The organism is Pedobacter ginsenosidimutans (assembly GCF_001442625.1).
GTDB classification, from domain to species: Bacteria; Bacteroidota; Bacteroidia; order Sphingobacteriales; family Sphingobacteriaceae; genus Pedobacter; species Pedobacter ginsenosidimutans.
On sequence record NZ_LMZQ01000002.1, the window covers coordinates 240,333 to 259,436 of the forward strand.

Here is a 19,104-nt window from a genome sequence, read left to right on the forward strand (position 1 = left end):
GGTAAGGCTAAAACAGATGTCAAGCAACCCTGTTTCACTAATTGTTAATTGTATTTATTGATAACGATATAGACGAAAACTATATTTATTTAAAAAGATATAATAGACTTCTATTCTGATATTGAGGAATGCTTTTCAGGATCGTCATTTCGACCGTAGTGGAGAAATCTTTGAATTAAATATCGTTCAAAGATCTCTCCGTTCCGCTGCGCTCCAGCCGAGATGACGTAATTTTATTAAAAGCTACTTCTTCAACGTATTTTCATACAGTTTAAATATCCTTTTATACTCATCAGTCCAGCTGCTAGGCTCGATAAAACCGTGGTCTTCAACAGGGTAAACGGCCAGTTCCCAATTGTTTTTGCCCAACTCTATAAAACGTTGACTAATACGAACAATATCCTGAAAATGAACATTCACATCAACCATTCCATGCGCCATTAAAAGGTTGCCTTTTAACTTATCGGCGAAGTAGATCGGTGAGCTTCTTTTATATGCAATCGGATCGTTAAACGGTTCGTTTAAAATATTCGAGGTATAACCATGGTTATAATGTGCCCAGTCGGTTACCGAACGTAAAGCAGCACCACTGGCAAAAACATCTGCTTCATTAAACATGGCCATCAGGGTGATAAAACCACCGTACGAGCCTCCGTACAAACCAACATGCTGCGGGTTAACGCCATATTTCTCTACTAAAAACTTAACGCCATCAACCTGATCGGTTAAATCTTTTCCACCCATATGGCGGTAAATGCCTGTACGGTGATCGCGGCCATAACCAGAACTCCCGGTATAATCGATATCGATTACGGTATAACCGTTATCGGCCAGTAAATTATTGAACATAAACTCGCGGAAGTAGGTGCTCCATCCGAAATGCACATTTTGAAGATAGCCTGCTCCATGAACAAAAACTACCGCAGGGTGATTAGGATGTGGATTGTCGGATTTATAAACCCTCGCATAAACATCTGCCCCATAGCGGTTTTTAAAGCTTACCATATCCGGTTGACGCCACTTGTAAGAATTAAATTCGGCAGAGGTAGATTGTGTAATTTTTTCGGCTTTGGCACCAACCTTATTTGGCTGAAGATACAACTCTCCAGGTTTGTCCATAAAAGAATAATTAATGGCGATGTATTTCTCATCAGGAGAGAGAGTGATATCATTTAAGCCTTTCATGGTGGTAATTTGAACAAGCTCACCACCGTTTACACTGATTTTAAAGAAGTTTGTTATTCCTGGGTGCTCCTTATTTGTTTTAAGATAAAATGTACTTCTATCCTTTGAGAGCTGAACAGATTGCACTTCCCATTTGCCAGATGTTAGTTGTTTTTTATCGCCTGAGGCAGCATTAGCTACATAAAGGTGTGAGTATCCGGTAGCTTCGCTTTGGTAATAAAAGCGGTTATTATCTATCCATCCAGTGTTACCTTGGTAAAAACCGCTGATGCCAGGACCACCAATCCAGGCTTCATCGTGCTGACGGTCTACTAAAGAAAAATTCCCTGTTGATGCATCTAGTTTTAAGATCCAGCGGTCTTTATTGTCGGTAGAAGTTGCAACAACGATTGCCGTACTTCCGTTATCGTTCCAAATGGGGCCAAAGAAATTTACAGGCCTGTCTGCGTTTTTCTTTTTTAGCGAGTCCAATTCTTTTGGATAATCTTTAAGGTAATCAGGAAGATCTTTAATGCCCGGTATGGTAGCAGTTTGAATGGCATAAACAGAATCTTTTTGGGTATCGTAGATAAAGCCCTGCGAAATATTTTCATTTTCTCCAACCTTTGTTCTGCCAGGAATATCTTCGGTATAACCTGATGATGTGATATAATTCGGAACAATGGTGCTGTGGTTATTCTGGGCTGGCGTGGTTAGCTTATAAGTAATAAAATGCCCATCGGGGCTAATGGTTACGCCATTTAAAAATTTATCTTCGGTATAAAGCTCTTTTAATGGTTTTGAATCTGCAGATGTTGCGCCAGAACGGCCTCTTCCACCACGGGCGCCACTTCTGGTCTCAGCATTTCGTTTTTTAATGATATCGAACAATTCGGTTTGCTGTGCCTTTAGCCATGTATCTTGCTCGGTAAGTGGCCTGGCTTCTGGCCGGCCTGCTTTTTTACCTTTAACGAAATTAGTGAGCTGTTTGGTTTCGGCAGATTTTAAATCCACTTCGAAAAGATTATCACCCAATTGATAAACGATATTTCCATTGGTTAAAAAAACAGGACTGTTCTCTCGCTCTTGCGTACTGGTTAGCCGCGTTTCTTTATTGTTTTTGAAATTCTGCAAATAGATATCGCCACTTTTTTCGATTAAACCGAGTGAACGGTCAGTATTATAGGTATAGTTTAAACTTAATAGTTTTTCATCTTCCTTTTCTGCCGCTTTAATGGGTTTGGTAGCTGTTGCCGAAACTTTAAATAATTCTTCCTTAGCTTTATTTTCAGGGTTCCAGTTGAAGTACAGGGTTTTGCTATCTGCAGTCCAACGTAAATTAGTTGGCGCAACGCCCATCCACTTTGGATCGCGCATTATCTTTTCGACGGTTAAAGGCGCTAATTGTTGTGCAAAAGCATATTCGCCTGTGCAAAGCAAAAGGAAAAGTAAATATTTCTTCATGAATTTTAGGTTTGGCTGCAATTTAGGGAATGGACTTGCAAATTTTAGCAGGAAATGGAAATGTTACAACAACCTCACCCTATGAACGGTAGTGCTTTATTGCAAAAGCTGTTCATTCCCTCTCCTTGAGGAGAGGGATACGAGAGACAGAAGTAGCTGCACCAACTTGTATAGGGTGAGGTTAGCGGATTACTCCTCCGGTTTTATCTACATTCACATCATCAAAAGGCTTTAGATACTCGTTGATAATTACTGCAAATTCTCTTCTGGTTAATACTTTTTTAAGGTCATATTTAGAAGTAAACTTATAATTTTTGTTCCACTTTTTTTGCAGGTCGGTCTTGATTGCCTCAACCGATTTATTACCCACGTAACAAACCATCGCAGTGGTGTTTTCTAAATTAATGGGAATATTCTGATGATCATCAAACCAGATCTGGGCCTTGTAATAATAATCTTTGATGGGCTGCTTAATTTCATCGTAGGTAACTTCTTTTTCAGGATTGAAATAGGCTTTATCCTGTTTTATTTCTGCTTTGATGATTCCCGTTATACCCACTTTTTGGATGGCCAGCCAATTAGAATCAATCGCTTTTACATCCTCAAAAGGCATTAACGTATGTTTATAGGCTAATAACTCACCCTGGATCCTTTTTAAATTTGACAAACTGGTTTTGGTGTCGAAAAATGCAGCATAGGCTGCGATTGCCCCAGCAGCAGGGCCAATCTCGAACTGATCGGCAGAAATATATAAAAGGTTTTCTTGGTTCGGGATGAGTAGGCTGTATAATGATAAAAAATTGCTCCCTTTGGACGAAACACTTGCTACTGTTGTTCTATATAAGTTCTCACTATAATTTAATTGATTTGAAGTTGCAGGGTTTAAGCCCGTAATTTTTAATGCGGTCATTAACTTTTCTGGATTATCGGCCATAACCAAAACTTTTGCCCTAATGCTTTTATCTTTGGTGAGCTTCACTTCCCAGCTACTGCCAGAGCGTTTAATTTCGATATAAGGAGCGTTATTGATTACATTTAATAGCTGCGTGCTGTCAACCGTCACTTTTACAGGTTTCTTTTTATCTGGCTTTGGTTTAGGGGCCTCCAAGCTTTTTGCATTTTCGATTTCTCTTTTTAAGAAATTCTGATAGAAGGCCTCTGCGGTTTTAGGTCTGCCCTCAGAAACTTTCTTGAGGTCGAGCTGTTCCTTTTGTGTGAGCAGAATGGTTTTAACGCCAGATTTAAACGACTGAAAAGATGCGGCATAGGCGGCATCGCCACTGCCAATAACCAATACATCTGTTTTTAGGGTTTGGGCATGTATAACCAGGGGAATTATGAATGCGAAAACAAAAAACAATCTTTTCATCGGTGAATATTAAAATTTGCTGCAATATGCTTTAAATGAATGAATTTTTAATGAAACGGATGCATTTTAACTAAATTTAACGATCATTTTTAGCTAGCTCGATTAACCGTTTAATTTTCATATAACCACGCCGACCTTATATTTTCTTAAATTGCTTTTATGGTAAAAATTGTGAGCCTTTGTTAATTATGGAAGAACAGATAAAATCAGTTTTCGATTTACAGCAAAAATACAAATTCGAGTTGCGAAAAACGGATGCTAAAACCCGTATTGGAAAACTAAGGCAGCTTAAACAGGCATTAGAAAATGCCAAGGAAGAAATATTTGCCGCATTGAAAAGTGACTTGCGCAAAAACCGCTTCGAAACTGCTGTAACAGAGCTGTTTTTTACATATGCCGAAATAGATCATGCCATAAAAAAGCTGCGTAGCTGGATGAAACCAAAATCAGTAGGCAGAACCATGAGTAATCTTTTTGCCAGTAATAAAATCTATTATGAACCAAAAGGTGTTTGCCTAATTATTGCGCCATGGAATTATCCATTGCAATTAATCATGAGCCCATTGATTTCTGCGATAGCAGCAGGAAATTGTGTTATACTAAAACCGTCTGAATTGAGTGCTGCGACGGCGGCCGTGATCAATAAATTAATTTCAAATACTTTTGATGCAAAAGAAATTGCCTGTTTTGAAGGTGATGCCGAAGTTTCTACCGCACTATTAAAACTTCCTTTTGACCATATATTTTTTACCGGAAGCACAGCAATTGGTAAGGTGGTGATGGAAGCTGCGGCAAAAAACCTGAGCTCAGTTACCTTAGAGCTTGGTGGTAAATCGCCTGCTATTGTAGATGAAACCTGTGATCTACAAAAAGCAGCAGAAAAAATAGCCTGGGGCAAATTGGTAAATGCCGGACAAACTTGCATTGCGCCAGATTATGTGCTGATTAAAGATAATTTGCTGGCCGATTTTGTAGCGCATTATGAAAAAGCTGTTAAGAAAATGTTTTTTGATGAAGTGGGAATTAACAAAAATGATTATGCTAAAATCATCAATGTAAAACAGTTCCTGCGCTTAAATAAATTGATTGAAGAAGCTCTTCGCGATGGAGCTATATTGGCCTTAGGTGGAAAATCTGACGAAAAAGATTTAACCATTACGCCAACGCTTTTAACTTCGGTAGCCGTGGGTAGCAGCATCATGCAGGAAGAAATTTTTGGACCAATTTTGCCCGTTATTACTTACAACAATATACAGGAGGCAATTGATTTGGTGAACAGGAAAGAAAAGCCTTTGGCACTTTATATTTTCTCGGGCAATAAACAGAACCAGAATAAAATTATCACTGAAACAAGTGCGGGCGGATCCTGTGTAAATGATGTATTGGTCCATATCGGTAATCCGAATTTGCCTTTTGGTGGTGTTAACAATAGTGGGATAGGTAGCTGTCATGGTATTTTTGGTTTCAAAACTTTTTCGCATGAAAGGGCAGTGGTTTTCCAGTCGAAGTTGGGATTGACCAAAATGATTTATCCGCCTTACGAAAAAAAAATGAACTTGTTAAAATGGCTAAAGAAATTGATGTAGGTTTTGCTGTTATATGCCCAGCTCTGCGTACTCTGCGCCTTCCTCTCTGTGATCTTTGTGGTTAAAAAAAACGATAATTATTCTTAAAAACCTTATTTTGGTTTCATGGATTTACGAAATAGAAACTTTGCCTAATCAGCTTAGGAAAGCTACCGAAAATTTGACCGAAAAAGAATTAAACCAAACTTATCGCCCTGAAGGATGGACGTTGAGGCAAGTTGTTCACCACATTCCCGATAGCCACATTAATGCTTATATCCGTTTCAAGCAAGCCATTACCGAAGATGTTCCCATAATCAGGCCGTATTATGAAGAGCGCTGGGCAGAAACGGGGGAAGCAAAAAATGGTGATGTCAAATTATCTATTGATTTATTGGCTGCTTTGCACCAACGTTGGGTTGCTTTTTTAAAAACATTGAACCCTGAAGATTATCAGCGAAAATACATTCATCCAGCTCAAGGAAAAGAACTTACATTAGCAAACATGTTGGGTATGTACGCCTGGCACGGCAAACATCATTTGGCACACATTACCAATACAATAGCAAAATGAAAATAAATCGTTTAAATTTATTGGTCTTAATCCTTATCGGCTTTTGCACCAATGTGAATGCCCAAAAAGATCCTTCAAAAGCTTTTGCTTTTATTTTAGGCTCATGGGAAATGCAAACCGCCAAGGGCAAAATAGTAGAACAGTGGGTGCAAAATCCTGATAAAACACTCAGCGGCAAAAGCTATCGAATAAATGCCAAAGGCGGTAGTTTGCTTACCGAAACCCTTAAGATCAAAAAGATCGGAAAGGATACTTTTTACTGTTCGACTGTAACGGGGCAGAACGAAGGGAGGGAGACTTGTTTCAAACTTATTGCCACAAAAGATGAGACCTATGTTTTCGAAGATAAAACACACGATTTTCCGCAGCGGATAGTTTACCAAAATCAGGGAAAAAATGATTTACTCGCCTGGATTGAAGGCGAGCTTAATGGTAAAAGCCGAAAATCGGAGTTTAGGTACAAGCGGCAATAACTTATATTATAGGGATTAATAAAATCGTAATAAACCAGCCCCCTTGATCTTTTAGACTGTAATACGTATATTTGAATAAATCACACGTGTAATGACAACGAAATTAACATTAACTGTTCAAAAATCGACCATCGAAAAAGCAAAATCTTATGCAAGGCATACTGGGCGGAGCTTATCAGAATTAGTTGAGAAGTATTTAGAGACGATTACACTTGAAGAGAAGCCAATTATTTCGTCAAAACTAAAGGGCATAGTGGGAGCGGTAAAATTGCCAGAGAACTTTAATGAAGACACGGAACTTCGTCATTATTTTGAAAATAAACATATATGAAAAGGGTATTTGTTGATACCAATATCATCGTTGATCTAATTGCCGATAGACAACCTTTCAGCAAATTTGCTATAGAAATTTTTGAAAAGGCTGAACGAAATGAGGTACAATTATTCACCTCATCTCATTCAATCGCAACAACTCATTATCTACTAAAGAAATACCTAGAAGAAAAGAAGTTAAGGGATGTAATCTACAATGTTTTAGAATACGTTCAAATTATTGCGATAGACGAGGATATTATTAAAAAAGGTTTGAAGTCAAAACATAAAGATTTTGAAGATGCCCTTCAAATGCTTTGTGCTTATAATATTGAAAAGCTGGATTATATTGTTACCCGAAACATTAAAGATTTCAAAAATTCTGAAATTCCGGCTTTACCGCCTGATGAGCTGCTTACAAAAATGTAGTTTACATCGAAATCAGCATTGCTGCACTCATCGCAATCATAATGGCATCTTCAACAATGGTTACGGTACTCATGGGTAGATTAAAAACCGCACCCAAACAGGCGCATTGAATCTTTTTCTTATTTAAAACACTTTCCAAAACACCGAGGATACTTATCGTCATTACAACTAGTGTAACCCAGTTTACGACTATAGGTGATAAGTTTAAAGCAAAAGATAATCCTAATCCGAGTTCGATAAAAGCATAAATATATCCCCATGCGCTAAATTTTTTGGCTACAATATCGTACATGGCATAACTTTCGGCAAAAGCTTTCAGGTTAAGCATTTTAAAGAAAGAAAAGGTGAGGAAAAAGCCCGACATAAAAATGCGCATAAACACCATGAAATTAATTCCGCTTGATTGCCACGAAACCACAAGTGATATGGCAGTAACATAACCGAATATCAATAAAATGGGTTTATAAGTTTCGGCCCACGATTTTGCTTCTTCCAATGTTTCGCTGTGGTGGGCTGCAGAAATTTGATATTTGCTTTCTGATCCGCCCAAAGCTTGTTGTAGTGTATCTAAACCAATATGTTTATCCATGCTAATGGTGGCAGAATTGGTGTCTTTCGAAACCTCGACTGAGGTTACATCTGGTAAAACGAGCAGGTTACTTTTCACTTTATTTTCGCAACCGCCACAAGTCATGCCGGTAAGTTGATAGGTGTGTGTCATGATTAAAATCTTTATACAAATTTACCGCTTCATAGGGCTATAAGCGTTACAGAATAATCATAAAGTTTTATAGAATTTTAGCGCATTGACATGTTGTGAATAATTGTCGTTTAGAGCGCAACCGAGAAGTCTATAGTATGCTTCTTTAATGTACTTAATTTCTCAATGGTAAAGAGCGTTACTTTGTTTTTCATCATTAAGGAGTTAAGAAAATTAAGTTTTCAGATAAAAAACAAGTTCTTTAACGGTCTGTTCCTCCCTAAACCCTAAACCCTAAACCCTTGTTTACCCCACTAAAACCGAAGTCATGGTTAACGAACCGCCAACCGCTTTGTCATTAAAGAAAGTAACTTCTTCTTTATCTTTTTTCATACCGAGCGTATAAATTAGTGGTAAATAATGTTCTGGGGTAGGGATCGCCAACATGGCATCGGTACCGAGGTTGCGGTAATTAATTAAAGGTTGATGATCGCCGTTGGCAATTAAATTTTTAAACTTATTGTTCATTTCAATCGCCCAATCGTAACCACCACCATTAATCATTTCCCAGCTTAACATGCGTAGGTTGTGCACCATATTGCCACTGCCGATAACCAGCACGCCTTTTTTGCGGAGCGCATAAATTTCTTTGGCGATTTCGTAATGCTGTTCAGGCGATTTGGTATAATCGATACTTAATTGCAGAACTGGAATATCGGCATTTGGGTACATGTGTTTTACCACTGTCCATGTACCGTGATCTAAACCCCAATCATGATCTAAACCAATGGGAGTGGAGTGGATTAAATTCGGAATTTCTGCAGCCAGTTCGGGGTCGCCCGGGGCAGGATATTGAACATCAAAAAGTGCTTGCGGAAAACCACCAAAATCATGAATGGTGCTTGGGAAATCCATCGCCGTAACAAAGGTTCCGTGTGTGTACCAGTGGGCCGATACCACCAGCACGGCTTTAGGAACAGGAATGTTTTTTGCCAATTCTGCCCAACTCTGGCTAAACTCATTGTTTTCGATACCGTTCATGGGTGAACCGTGACCGATAAAAAGCGTTGGCATTAAATCCGTTTGAGGCAAACGTTGCGTGAAGTTCCTGAATTGTGATAGTGCAGACATGATTTTCTATTAGGTGATCGTCATTTCGACCGAAGTGTTCCAAAGGAACTCCTTTGGAGGAGAAATCTTTAAAGTTTATAAACCATCATAGGCTAAAAGATTTAGCTTCGCTGAGCACTTCGTGGTTCTCGATTCCGCTGCGCTTCACTCGAAATGACGATTCAGGTGTTATTTCCCTTGAACAAACTCCAGGTTTAATTTAATGGCTACATCTTTTGCAACGCCGGCACCAGTTGGATCATATTTAATATTATAATCTAAACGGTTAATGGTTGTTGTAGCACCAAAGCCAGCTTTAGTATTGCCTTGTTGATCTTTAGCTGTGCCGCCATAAACAACAGCAAATTTTACATCTTTGGTTACATCACGGATAGTCAATTTGCCACTTAATTCGTAGTTGTTGCCACTTAATTTTTTGAAAGAAGTGCTTTCGAATTTCATGGTTGGGTAGGTTGCCACATTAAAAAAATCGTCAGTTTTTAAGTGACCATCTCTCATATCAACACCAGTAGTAATGCTATTTACATCAACGGTAAAGCTGATTTTAGCGTCTGTTAAATCAGGTTTAGAAGCCGTAACTGTTCCGTCGAATTTTTTAAAGGAACCATCAACGAAAGAAATGCCCATGTGTTTAACCGAAAAGTTAACAAACGAGTGCATAGGATCAATTTTCCAGCTTGTTTGTGCAAATGATGCTACGCTGATTGAGGTAGCGATCAGAAATAAGAATAATTTTTTCATCAGTTTATAATTTAGTTTTAACTGTGATGAAGCTATCAGATTTTTCACCAATGTGGTTTGAAAAATCATGATGGTTTCATACCTAGTAAATTTATTTAGCTACAAAGTTAGCACAGAATCAGGCGATTAGTCTTGATTTATGGTAAGAAATTGGTGTTGTTAATAGCTGATGGTCTTATGGTTCATGGTCAATGGCTATCAACTATGATCTATCTAACCATCAACTATTTCTATTTTACAATCATTATATCTCGTCAAGCATTTTTCTGCTGTCCGTTGATGCTGTTTTATAAGCTGAAGGTGTAATTCCGGTTACTTTTTTAAACTGTGCCGATAAGTGTGCAACGCTGCTGTAATTCAGTTGATAGGCAATTTCGCTAAGCGTGAGTTCGCCGTAAGTAAGCATCTCTTTTGCTTTTTCTATTTTTTGAGCAATGAAATACTTCTCGATAGTTTGGTTTTCCACCTCCGAAAAAATGCTGCTTAAGCTCGTGTATTCCAGTTTTAACTGCTCGCTGAGATAGGCAGAAAGATTGATTTTTAATGGCTCTTGAGTGTAGTGTACCAGATTAATAATGGTGGTTTTAATCTGCTCTGCGATCTGGGTTTTCTTATCCTCAAGTAATTCGAATCCAAAATGAGTCAAACTATCCGATATCTTGATTTTATCCTCCGCAGAAATATTTTCAGCCAGGGTAACCTCGCCAAGTTCAACCAATAATGGTTTAAAGCCGAGCTTTTCCAGCTCAGCCTTAACCACCATTTTACAACGGTTGCATACCATGTTTTTGATATGCAGTTTCATTAGTTCGATTTTATGGTTTCTGCAACATCACCACAATCGAACATCATGCTTCCATAATATGGATTTTCGATATTTTCTTTTTCGTTTAACCAGCTTGCCTTCGCCATTGGGCAATGTTGTACATAAACGATTTGACTGTTAAATTTCAGGCCTTTTAGTGTTTTGATCATCGCATAAGAAATCCCTTCAAAAGCTTTTCTTTGTGTTTTGATGTCATTAGAGCCCGCAAGTTGAGCAGCTTTACTTTTAATGATGGCCGCTTGATCCATAAATATTTTATGCTGACCGGCAGGTAAATCTTTATGGTTAACCGCATTTACTTTTGCCGATAAAACCTTTACCTTTTCGATAGCCAAGTCTTTTTTATCTGTTGCTAATGCATTTTTTACATCGTAATAAGCCGTTAATACCTGGTTTAAGGCTACATCTGTTTTGCCTTGTGCGTAAGTTAAAGCTGTTGTTGCGATTGTTATGATGGCAACTAATCCTAATATTTTTTTCATCTTTTTTATATTGTTTTTAATGGTGATGAAGCGATCATGGTTTATGTTCAGTTTAATATGAAAACCATGATGGTTTCATTTTTTATACTTATTTTAAAACGTTAAAGAAATTAAATTCTGCCCGAAGCAGATACATGTTTTTGGTGTATCGGTTAGCCATATTTCCGGTTGCCTGAAAGCGGTAACCTAAATCGATCCGTGTTGTGCTATTCAAAATCATCTGTATTGCAGGGGCGATATCCAAATAAGATTGGCCGCTACTTGGATCTGTTTTGCCCAATAACTCTAAATATACGTTAAAGTTCGGCTGCTTATAATCTTTGTAAACTATGGGTAGAACCAAATAACCCGATGATAAACTGTACGATAACATGTTTTTTGGCTGCGGCATTCCGGCAATTTGCCTGTCGCTGTTTTCGAAAGCATGAGCGTAACCCAAAGTGGTTGATAGCGCCAGTTTGTGCAAAAGTTGCGTGAAAATTAATCCACTCTGTATCCCGCTATTATCACCTTCGAGGTTAATGTCTCTGGTGTAGGTTGGCCTTTTGCTGGTGCTTACCCTCCCAAAAGCTGCTGCCCTAAAATGGCTATGTGCTTCATCTAGTGATAAAAACCGATACTTGGCATAAAGACTTCCACCCTCTAAACGGTACTTTCCGTCCATATCAGACATAAAACCTTGGGCATGCATCATGAGGTTTTTATTAAAGCCAATCATTACTTCCGGAATAGTTCTGCTTACAAAGCCGGGATTGTTGAACATGCCTTCGTTCGTAATTCTTACACCAATCGATTTAGTTGGCATATTACTGGCAGGCTCGGTAAATACATATAGTTCTTGTGCAAAACCTTTTGTATAGGCACCGATAATCATCAGCGCCAATACGAGTATCCTTTTCATCTTACGAAAGAACTAAGTGATAAATACGCGTTTTTTTTCCGTTAACTACGCCAATACCACTCGCATAAGCATCAGAATTAGCAGTTGTGGCTTGCTTCTTAAATGCTGAACCAGAAATGAAGTTTTTATCAACCACGCTGGCTTTTACAGTTCCATTAAGTGTTTTGCTTTTAGCATTTACAAAACGGTACACATTACCATCAACCACTGCCTGACCTTTATCGTCTATTTTTACCTGGTTAAAATTGAAACTTGCCGTTAAACCACCAACCGAAAAACCAGCATCCTGAACCTTTTTGCGAACCAAATCAAGATTGATATTGGCATCTTTTTTAAAAGTTAGAACAAAGGTGTTTTTGTTTAAATCGGGTTTTACGCTGCTGATAAAGTTTAGCGTTTCTAACGATTTTTGTGTTGCATTTGAGCACATTGAGCAGGTTAAACCAGTTACCTGTAAATCGGCTGTAGATATTTGTTGTGCCGAAACATTAACGGCGAAGAATAGCATAATGATGCTGAATATTTTTATTGTTTTCATGATTTTTTTGAATTAGAATAATTTTTTAACTGTTGTCAAGCTGCCCCGATTCTCAGATGGAGCAAGGCCTTAGATGCTGAAACAAGTTCAGCATGACGTCAACGTAGAAAATCCTAATTCCTAAAAATGCAATTGAAAATATGCAGGGCAATCCGCGAGGAAAGTGGCGGGGCTTTATTCGAAATTTTACTGAAAAACTTCGGAGTAATGTTAGTCAGAAATTCTAAAACCGGAGGATGAAGAAAAAGTTGAATTGAAAACAACTTTGGCATTTGTACCTGTGCCGCTGTTTGGTGACTATCTTTAACTTTTACGGTTACCTGGGTATTTTTGCAGCAACCATCATCTTTCTTTTCGGCGGGAATGTCTTTGCAGAATTTGCATGAAACTTCATTGCTAAAAAGTTTAACGTTTTCTAATTTGCCCCCACAGAAATGGAGACTTAAAGCCAAACCCATAACACTAACTGCATAGAATACAGCCAAAGAAAGTGCTATTTTTTGTTTTAACTTCATTAATACAAAGGTAAAGGAAAAAATATCGAATAATGCCAGTAATTATTTATTGAATTTCATTTTTTAGCTTACTTTAGCCTTAAACACCAATTAAATGAAGAAAATATTATTATTCCTCTGCACCTTTTCGATACTTTCAGCCTTTGCTGCAAAGCCTAAAAATCAATATGTACGCATTAAAACCGAATTTGGAGAATGTATAGTTAGGCTATATAATCAAACTCCTTTACACCGCGATAACTTTTTGAAATTAACCAAATCGGGATATTACAACGGTGTTTTGTTTCACAGGGTGATTAAAGATTTTATGATCCAGGGCGGCGATCCGGATTCTAAAAATGCCAAGCCAGATTCGTTGTTGGGCAACGGCGGACCAAAATATACGATCCCTGCAGAATTTAATGATAGCTTGTTTCACAAAAAAGGGGTTTTGGCTGCTGCCAGGGAAGGTGATGATGTTAATCCGGCTAAAGCATCGAGTGGTAGTCAGTTTTACCTGGTTCAGGGAAAGGTTTTTACCGACCAGCAGTTAAATAGTGTTGAAGAGAAGCGTTTAAAATTTAAGATCCCTGAATGGCAGCGTGAGGTATATAAAACGATAGGTGGTACGCCTCATTTGGATAGAAACTATACCGTTTATGGCGAAATAGTGGTTGGTTTGGATATGGTAGATAAAATAGCCGTTCTGGCAACAGATAAAAACAATCGTCCAAAGCAGGACGTAAAAATGGAAGTTACAGTTTTGAAAAGAAGAGCGGCAAAAAAGTTAGAGAAACAGTTGTTGATGGGTTGATCAAAGATAATCGTCATTCAGATGATAATTTCCCTGGTTGGCGTCATCTCGAGCGGAGTGCAACGTAGTCGAGAGATCTATTGAGGCAGATCTCTCCATTCCACTGCGTTTCAGTCGAGATGACGGTTGCTAATAAATATCATTAATTGAATTACTAAGCATTTATTCAATTAATTTCTAAATTTACCGCCCACAACAATTGAAATTACTGAATGAAGATTATCTCCTATAACGTTAATGGGATTAGGGCAGCAAGTACCAAAAACTTTTTTGGCTGGCTTCAGGCTACAGATGCTGATATGGTCTGCCTGCAGGAAGTAAAAGCCTTGCCATTGCAGATTCCTGAAATTATTGCCCTGATTGAGCAACTCGGCTACCATCATTATTGGTTCCCCGCAGAAAAAAAAGGATATAGCGGAGTGGCGATCTTGTCGAAAATTAAACCCAACCATGTAGAATTTGGCTGCGGTGAGGAATGGATAGATAAAGAGGGTAGGATTTTAAGGGTCGATTTTAATGATTTTTCTTTAATGAGCCTTTATATGCCATCTGGCTCAAGCGGAGATGAACGTCAGGTTAAAAAGTACGAATTTATGCGGTTTTTTGATGTGTATATTGGAGAGTTGCGTAAAGAGATTCCGAATTTGATTGTAAGCGGTGATTACAATATCTGCCATACAGCCATCGATATTCATAACCCAAAATCAAATGCCAATTCATCGGGTTTTTTACCCGAAGAGCGGGAGTGGATGCAGTTATTTTTGGATAATGGTTTTATCGATACTTTCCGCCATTTTAATAAAGATCCACATCATTATACCTGGTGGAGTTATCGCGCAGGCTCGAGAGGGAAGAACCTGGGTTGGCGGATCGATTACCATTTGGCCACGAAACCTATGGAAAACCGTTTGAAAAATGTTAGAATTTTACCCGACGCAATCCATTCCGATCATTGCCCGGTTCTTTTAGAGATCGATTAAGTATTTGGTTAACTGGTTAATTGTTTAAATCGGTTAACTGTAACCAAAACCCGATTAACCAATTTATACCGTTTAAACAATTAACCTTTAGTCTAACCAATGCTAATCACAAATATAAAAGCCCTCATAGGCCTGCATCTAAAAGACACACTGGTGCTCCGTGGCAATAACTTGGATCACTTACCCATTCTCGAAAATGCCTGGCTTTTAATAGAAGATGGTCTGATCAAGGATTTTGGTAAGATGGATTCAATCCCATCTCATATCTCAAATCTCTCCTCTCATATCTCCGCAGAAGGCCGGTATATTTTCCCTTCATGGTGCGATAGCCATACGCACATTGTTTTTGCTGCTTCGCGTGAGGAAGAATTTGCAATGAAAATCCAGGGCAAAAGCTACGAAGAAATTGCCGCGGCGGGTGGTGGGATTCTAAACTCGGCTAATAAATTGCAAAAAGCTTCGGAAGACGAATTGTTTGAAAGTGCATCTTTGAGATTAAAGCAAATGATCCTTCAGGGCACCGGTGCAGTTGAAATTAAAAGCGGATATGGATTAACCACACAGAGCGAAATCAAAATGCTCAGGGTAATCCGCAGGTTGAAAGATCAGTTTCCGATCCCTATAAAAGCAACTTTTTTAGCCGCCCACGCTTATCCGGCTGAATTTAAAAACAATCATCAGGGTTATATCGATTTAATTATTAATGAAATGCTGCCTCAGATAGCAGAAGAAAAACTGGCCGACTATATTGATGTTTTTTGCGAAAAAGGGTTTTTTTCTGTCGAAGAAACCGATCAGGTATTAAAGGCGGGTGCAAAATATGGACTAAAACCAAAAGTACATGCCAATCAGCTTTCCGTTTCGGGAGCAGTAGAGGTTTCTGTGCAAAATAGCGCCATTTCAGTTGATCACCTTGAAGAAAGTAATGAAGAAACGATCCGGACGTTAAGAAATGCTGATACCATTGTAACATTACTCCCTTCTTGTTCGTTTTACCTAGGGATTCCTTTTGCTGATGCCAAAAACTTTATTAAAGCCAATTTACCCGTTGCTCTGGCTACCGATTATAATCCTGGTTCAACACCTTCAGGAAATATGAATTTTGTAGTGTCACTTGCATGTATTAAAATGAAGATGTTCCCTGAGCAGGCGATAAATGCTGCAACATTAAACGGTGCGGCAGCAATGGAGATGAGTGAAGATTATGGAAGCATTGCTGTTGGTAAAAAAGCGAACCTGTTTATAACCAAACCGATGCCTTCAATTGCCTATTTGCCATATAGCTTTGGCGAAATGCAAATAGAAACTGTTATTTTAAACGGTGAAATTTATAATGGATAACCTTAAAATATATTTGCAGAGCGACATTGATCGTTTGATTATCCCACGCGAGGGAGAAACCAAACTGGGCGAAAGGGTTGCTGTTTTATCCTCATGGGATGAACTGGAAAGCGCAAATGCGAAATTTGTACTGTTAGGTATTCCGGAAGACATTGGCGTGCGTGCAAACATAGGTATTGCGGGGGCAGCCTCTATGTGGCGGCCAAGTTTGGTGGCTTTTTTAAATATCCAAAGCAACCGCTTTTTAAAGGGCGAGGAGGTTTTGGTTTTAGGCCATTTCGAAATCGATGAGCCCGAAGATTCTTCCATAATGGGTTTAAGAAACAAAGTAGCACAGATTGATGAGCTGGTTTATCCCGTAATTGAAAAAATTGTAGCTGCAGGTAAAATACCTATTGTAGTTGGTGGTGGCCATAATAATGCCTATCCAATGATTAAGGGTACTTCTTTAGCACATAAAAGCCCAATAGTGGTTTTAAATGTGGATGCACATGCCGATTTAAGAGAATTAGAAGGTAGGCATAGCGGGAACGGGTTTTCTTATGCGTTAAAAGAAAACTACCTGAATAATTATTTCATGTATGGCTTGCATCAAAACTATAATAATGAAGCCATTTTAAATCAAATAGATACAAATCCAAAGCTTAAGGCTGTGTTTTTTGACGATATTTTAACTGGGGCTGACCTTACTGGCATGGTGAATGAAATGGGTTCAGTTGCAGGCTTGGAAATCGATCTGGACTGTATTCAAAATGTACTTTCCAGCGCCGAAACACCATCTGGTTTTGCAGTTAACGATATTAGAAAGTTAATTTTGACTAGTGCAAAGCAATTTTCTTATTTTCATCTAAGTGAAGGGGCAGCCCGAATGTTGGATGGAAGGGTGAGTAAGTTAACGGCTAAACTGGTTGCATATCTGGTGAGCGATTTTGTTAAAGCACAGAACTCTTAGGTCTTATTATCCTTAGCCACGGAGGCACAGAAAGCACGGAGTATTCCTGTGTTGAGTTGTCCGCCAAAGCCGTCATTTCGAGCGGACCCGATAGCTATCGGGTGTAGCGCAGCCGAGAACCACGAAGTGCTCAGCGAAGCTAAATCTGTCTCGAGCGTACTTTTGATTTAGATCTCTCCATTCCACTGCGTTTCAGTGGAGATGACGAAAAATCGGGGAAGGGTGAAGGCTTTTTTATGAAGCAACCAGACCAAAAAACTATGGCCACTGAACTAATGAGCCCTTACAAATGCTCTGCTTCGTATTTTTCTCCAGCCTGTAACATTAATTCAATCTGTTTCAGGTCTTCAGCGGTTAATTCTTCCTTTTCCTGTAATTCGAATACCGCAATCATATTGTCTTCGTATTGTTTTTCGGTTTTGATAACGATTTCCTGTGGCATGCTGGTAAGCTTAAAATTTTATAATTTCTGTTGGCGTAATGCAAAAATCTAATTTGATGTCGTGTTCATTTACATCGTCGATTTTTTCAATAGCAGGGTACAAAGATAAGCCTATTTTTTGAGCATTTATATCCTGTAAAAAACGATCGTAAAAGCCCTTGCCGTAACCCACCCGGTAACCTTGTTTGTCGAAAGCTAAAAGTGGAATAAGAACAAGATCTACCTCGCCCTCATGTAGGTTTCCTTTTTGCGGTTCCAGGATATTATAAAGGTTTTTCTTTAAATCGTCTACACCTAAATATTCGTGATTGGTCATTAAAGCCGTTTCAAAATCGGCTTTAGGTACAATGATTTTAATTCCCGGGTGATTTTTATTAAGCCATTCGATCAGTAAAAAAGTATTAGGCTCTTTTTTTTCGGTAATGGGCAAAAAGATATGCAGGGTTTTAATTTGGCTAAAATCGAGCGTTTTAAACCTGTCTAAGAGGGCTTCGCTTAGGTTTTCGTATTCCGCATCGCTGAGCAATAATCTGTCTTTTAACGCTTGCTTTCTGATTTCGGCTTTTAACATAGTATTCAAATTTATGTTTTTATAACAAGATAGCGAAGCAGGTTGTTTTTACAGACCTGTAAGGTTTTAAAAACCTTACAGGTCTAAATGTAGAAACCAAAAAGCCTCTGAAGCATTCACTTCAGAGGCTTTCATATATTCTGATCAAGTTATTTTACACGCTCAACATATTCGCCGGTACGGGTATCGATTTTAATTTTGTCTCCTTGGTTTACAAACATCGGAACTTTCACCTCAACACCATTTTCTAATGTTGCAGCTTTTAATGCGTTTGTAGAAGTATCACCTTTAACAGCTGGCTCTGAATAGGTAATTTCGAATTCAGCAAAGTTTGGCAATTGAGCCATAATTGCTTCTTCGCTTTCCATTGAAACAATAATGTTCATGCCTTCTTTTAAGAATTTAATAGCCGAACCGAATAGTGATTTCTCAACGTTAAACTGTTCGTAATTGTTGTTGTCCATTACTACCAGATAATCACCTTCTTCGTATAAATATTGATAATCATTGGTTTCAACGCGGCAGATTTCTACAGCCTCGTCGGTATTCATACGTGCCTCAACAATTCTGCCCGATTTAATGTTACGGAATTTCCCAGTGTAAAATGCGCCACCTTTTCCTGGTGTACGGTGATTCCATTCGTCAACAGTAACCAGCTCGTTGTTTATGCGAAGAATGTTACCTGTTTTAATTTCTGATGCTTTTGCCATATTGTGTTATCCTAAATTGGATTTATATTTCAGTTTTTCGTGACGGCAAAGGTAAAATTATTTTGATAAAAACCTATAAAGGTTTAAGGTATAAGGCATAGGGTTTAAGGAAATCTAAACCTTCAGTTGTG

At 38.5% G+C, this 19,104-nt stretch carries 22 protein-coding genes; 9 read left to right on the forward strand and 13 right to left on the reverse strand.

The genetic code is table 11. The features are described 5' to 3' along the window. Positions 1-243: 243 nt before the first annotated feature. A complete protein-coding gene (locus tag ASU31_RS03610; protein ID WP_057931093.1) occupies positions 244-2,628 on the reverse strand; it encodes a S9 family peptidase in 2,385 nt (794 codons plus the stop codon). Positions 2,629-2,809: 181 nt separating this feature from the next. Next, positions 2,810-3,997: a hypothetical protein gene (locus ASU31_RS03615; protein WP_057931026.1), complete on the reverse strand. Its 1,188-nt coding sequence runs from the start codon at positions 3,995-3,997 to the stop codon at positions 2,810-2,812. Between the two features lie 188 nt (positions 3,998-4,185). On the opposite strand from ASU31_RS03615, the gene ASU31_RS03620 reads away from it, so the two are divergent. The 5 genes from ASU31_RS03620 to ASU31_RS03640 all read left to right on the forward strand — a co-directional run bounded on the left by ASU31_RS03620 (position 4,186) and on the right by ASU31_RS03640 (position 7,350). Further along, the gene (locus tag ASU31_RS03620) at positions 4,186-5,583 is read left to right on the forward strand and encodes an aldehyde dehydrogenase family protein (RefSeq protein ID WP_083505260.1); all 1,398 of its coding nucleotides are present in this window, start codon (positions 4,186-4,188) and stop codon (positions 5,581-5,583) included. A gap of 97 nt (positions 5,584-5,680) precedes the next feature. After that, positions 5,681-6,136 carry a YfiT family bacillithiol transferase gene (locus tag ASU31_RS03625; RefSeq protein WP_167346151.1) on the forward strand — a complete coding sequence of 152 codons (456 nt, stop codon included), beginning with the start codon at positions 5,681-5,683 and terminating at the stop codon, positions 6,134-6,136. After that, positions 6,133-6,609, forward strand: coding sequence for a DUF6265 family protein (locus ASU31_RS03630; RefSeq protein ID WP_057931029.1), 477 nt, complete (start codon positions 6,133-6,135; stop codon positions 6,607-6,609). Before ASU31_RS03625 ends, ASU31_RS03630 begins: the two co-directional genes overlap by 4 nt. Before the next feature lie 91 nt (positions 6,610-6,700). Continuing rightward, positions 6,701-6,940: a DUF6364 family protein gene (locus ASU31_RS03635; protein WP_057931030.1), complete on the forward strand. Its 240-nt coding sequence runs from the start codon at positions 6,701-6,703 to the stop codon at positions 6,938-6,940. Continuing rightward, positions 6,937-7,350: a type II toxin-antitoxin system VapC family toxin gene (locus tag ASU31_RS03640; RefSeq protein WP_057931031.1), complete on the forward strand. Its 414-nt coding sequence runs from the start codon at positions 6,937-6,939 to the stop codon at positions 7,348-7,350. Before ASU31_RS03635 ends, ASU31_RS03640 begins: the two co-directional genes overlap by 4 nt. A gap of 1 nt (position 7,351) precedes the next feature. On the opposite strand, the gene ASU31_RS03645 is transcribed toward ASU31_RS03640, so the two are convergent. The 8 genes from ASU31_RS03645 to ASU31_RS03680 form a co-directional block, all read right to left on the reverse strand. Continuing rightward, positions 7,352-8,071 (reverse strand): heavy-metal-associated domain-containing protein, encoded by a 720-nt coding sequence (locus ASU31_RS03645; protein ID WP_083505261.1) that lies wholly within the window; start codon positions 8,069-8,071, stop codon positions 7,352-7,354. A 285-nt stretch (positions 8,072-8,356) separates the two neighbouring features. Further along, entirely contained in the window at positions 8,357-9,181 is an 825-nt protein-coding gene (ygiD, locus tag ASU31_RS03650; RefSeq protein WP_057931032.1) for a 4,5-DOPA-extradiol-dioxygenase, read from the reverse strand. Between the two features lie 168 nt (positions 9,182-9,349). Then, positions 9,350-9,922, reverse strand: coding sequence for a YceI family protein (locus ASU31_RS03655; protein ID WP_057931095.1), 573 nt, complete (start codon positions 9,920-9,922; stop codon positions 9,350-9,352). Positions 9,923-10,166: 244 nt separating this feature from the next. Next, on the reverse strand, positions 10,167-10,727 hold the full coding sequence (locus ASU31_RS03660) for a helix-turn-helix domain-containing protein (protein WP_057931033.1): 561 nt from the start codon (positions 10,725-10,727) through the stop codon (positions 10,167-10,169). Beyond that, positions 10,727-11,230 carry a DUF3347 domain-containing protein gene (locus tag ASU31_RS03665; RefSeq protein ID WP_057931034.1) on the reverse strand — a complete coding sequence of 168 codons (504 nt, stop codon included), beginning with the start codon at positions 11,228-11,230 and terminating at the stop codon, positions 10,727-10,729. The genes ASU31_RS03660 and ASU31_RS03665 overlap by 1 nt, the downstream gene beginning before the upstream one ends. Positions 11,231-11,318: 88 nt before the next feature. Continuing rightward, a complete protein-coding gene (locus ASU31_RS03670; protein WP_057931035.1) occupies positions 11,319-12,131 on the reverse strand; it encodes a transporter family protein in 813 nt (270 codons plus the stop codon). Between the two features lies 1 nt (position 12,132). Then, positions 12,133-12,669: a heavy-metal-associated domain-containing protein gene (locus ASU31_RS03675; RefSeq protein WP_057931036.1), complete on the reverse strand. Its 537-nt coding sequence runs from the start codon at positions 12,667-12,669 to the stop codon at positions 12,133-12,135. 113 nt (positions 12,670-12,782) lie between these two features. Beyond that, positions 12,783-13,184: an HYC_CC_PP family protein gene (locus tag ASU31_RS03680; RefSeq protein WP_057931037.1), complete on the reverse strand. Its 402-nt coding sequence runs from the start codon at positions 13,182-13,184 to the stop codon at positions 12,783-12,785. A 94-nt stretch (positions 13,185-13,278) separates the two neighbouring features. On the opposite strand from ASU31_RS03680, the gene ASU31_RS03685 reads away from it, so the two are divergent. From ASU31_RS03685 to ASU31_RS03700, 4 genes are all read left to right on the forward strand, one after another. Then, entirely contained in the window at positions 13,279-13,977 is a 699-nt protein-coding gene (locus tag ASU31_RS03685) for a peptidylprolyl isomerase (protein WP_057931038.1), read from the forward strand. Positions 13,978-14,189: 212 nt separating this feature from the next. After that, entirely contained in the window at positions 14,190-14,957 is a 768-nt protein-coding gene (locus ASU31_RS03690; RefSeq protein ID WP_057931039.1) for an exodeoxyribonuclease III, read from the forward strand. Positions 14,958-15,056: 99 nt separating this feature from the next. Next, on the forward strand, positions 15,057-16,298 hold the full coding sequence (gene hutI, locus ASU31_RS03695) for an imidazolonepropionase (protein ID WP_057931040.1): 1,242 nt from the start codon (positions 15,057-15,059) through the stop codon (positions 16,296-16,298). Next, positions 16,291-17,250, forward strand: coding sequence for a formimidoylglutamase (locus ASU31_RS03700; protein ID WP_057931041.1), 960 nt, complete (start codon positions 16,291-16,293; stop codon positions 17,248-17,250). Before hutI ends, ASU31_RS03700 begins: the two co-directional genes overlap by 8 nt. 283 nt (positions 17,251-17,533) lie before the next feature. Here the strand turns inward: ASU31_RS03700 and ASU31_RS27385 are convergent, their stop codons facing one another. From ASU31_RS27385 to efp, 3 genes are all read right to left on the reverse strand, one after another. Further along, positions 17,534-17,692, reverse strand: a complete 159-nt coding sequence (locus tag ASU31_RS27385; protein WP_157257919.1) for a hypothetical protein — start codon at positions 17,690-17,692, stop codon at positions 17,534-17,536. 10 nt (positions 17,693-17,702) lie between these two features. Further along, positions 17,703-18,263 carry a 5-formyltetrahydrofolate cyclo-ligase gene (locus tag ASU31_RS03705; RefSeq protein ID WP_057931042.1) on the reverse strand — a complete coding sequence of 187 codons (561 nt, stop codon included), beginning with the start codon at positions 18,261-18,263 and terminating at the stop codon, positions 17,703-17,705. Between the two features lie 149 nt (positions 18,264-18,412). Continuing rightward, a complete protein-coding gene (gene efp / locus ASU31_RS03710) occupies positions 18,413-18,973 on the reverse strand; it encodes an elongation factor P (RefSeq protein ID WP_029274299.1) in 561 nt (186 codons plus the stop codon). Between the last annotated feature and the right edge of the window lie 131 nt (positions 18,974-19,104).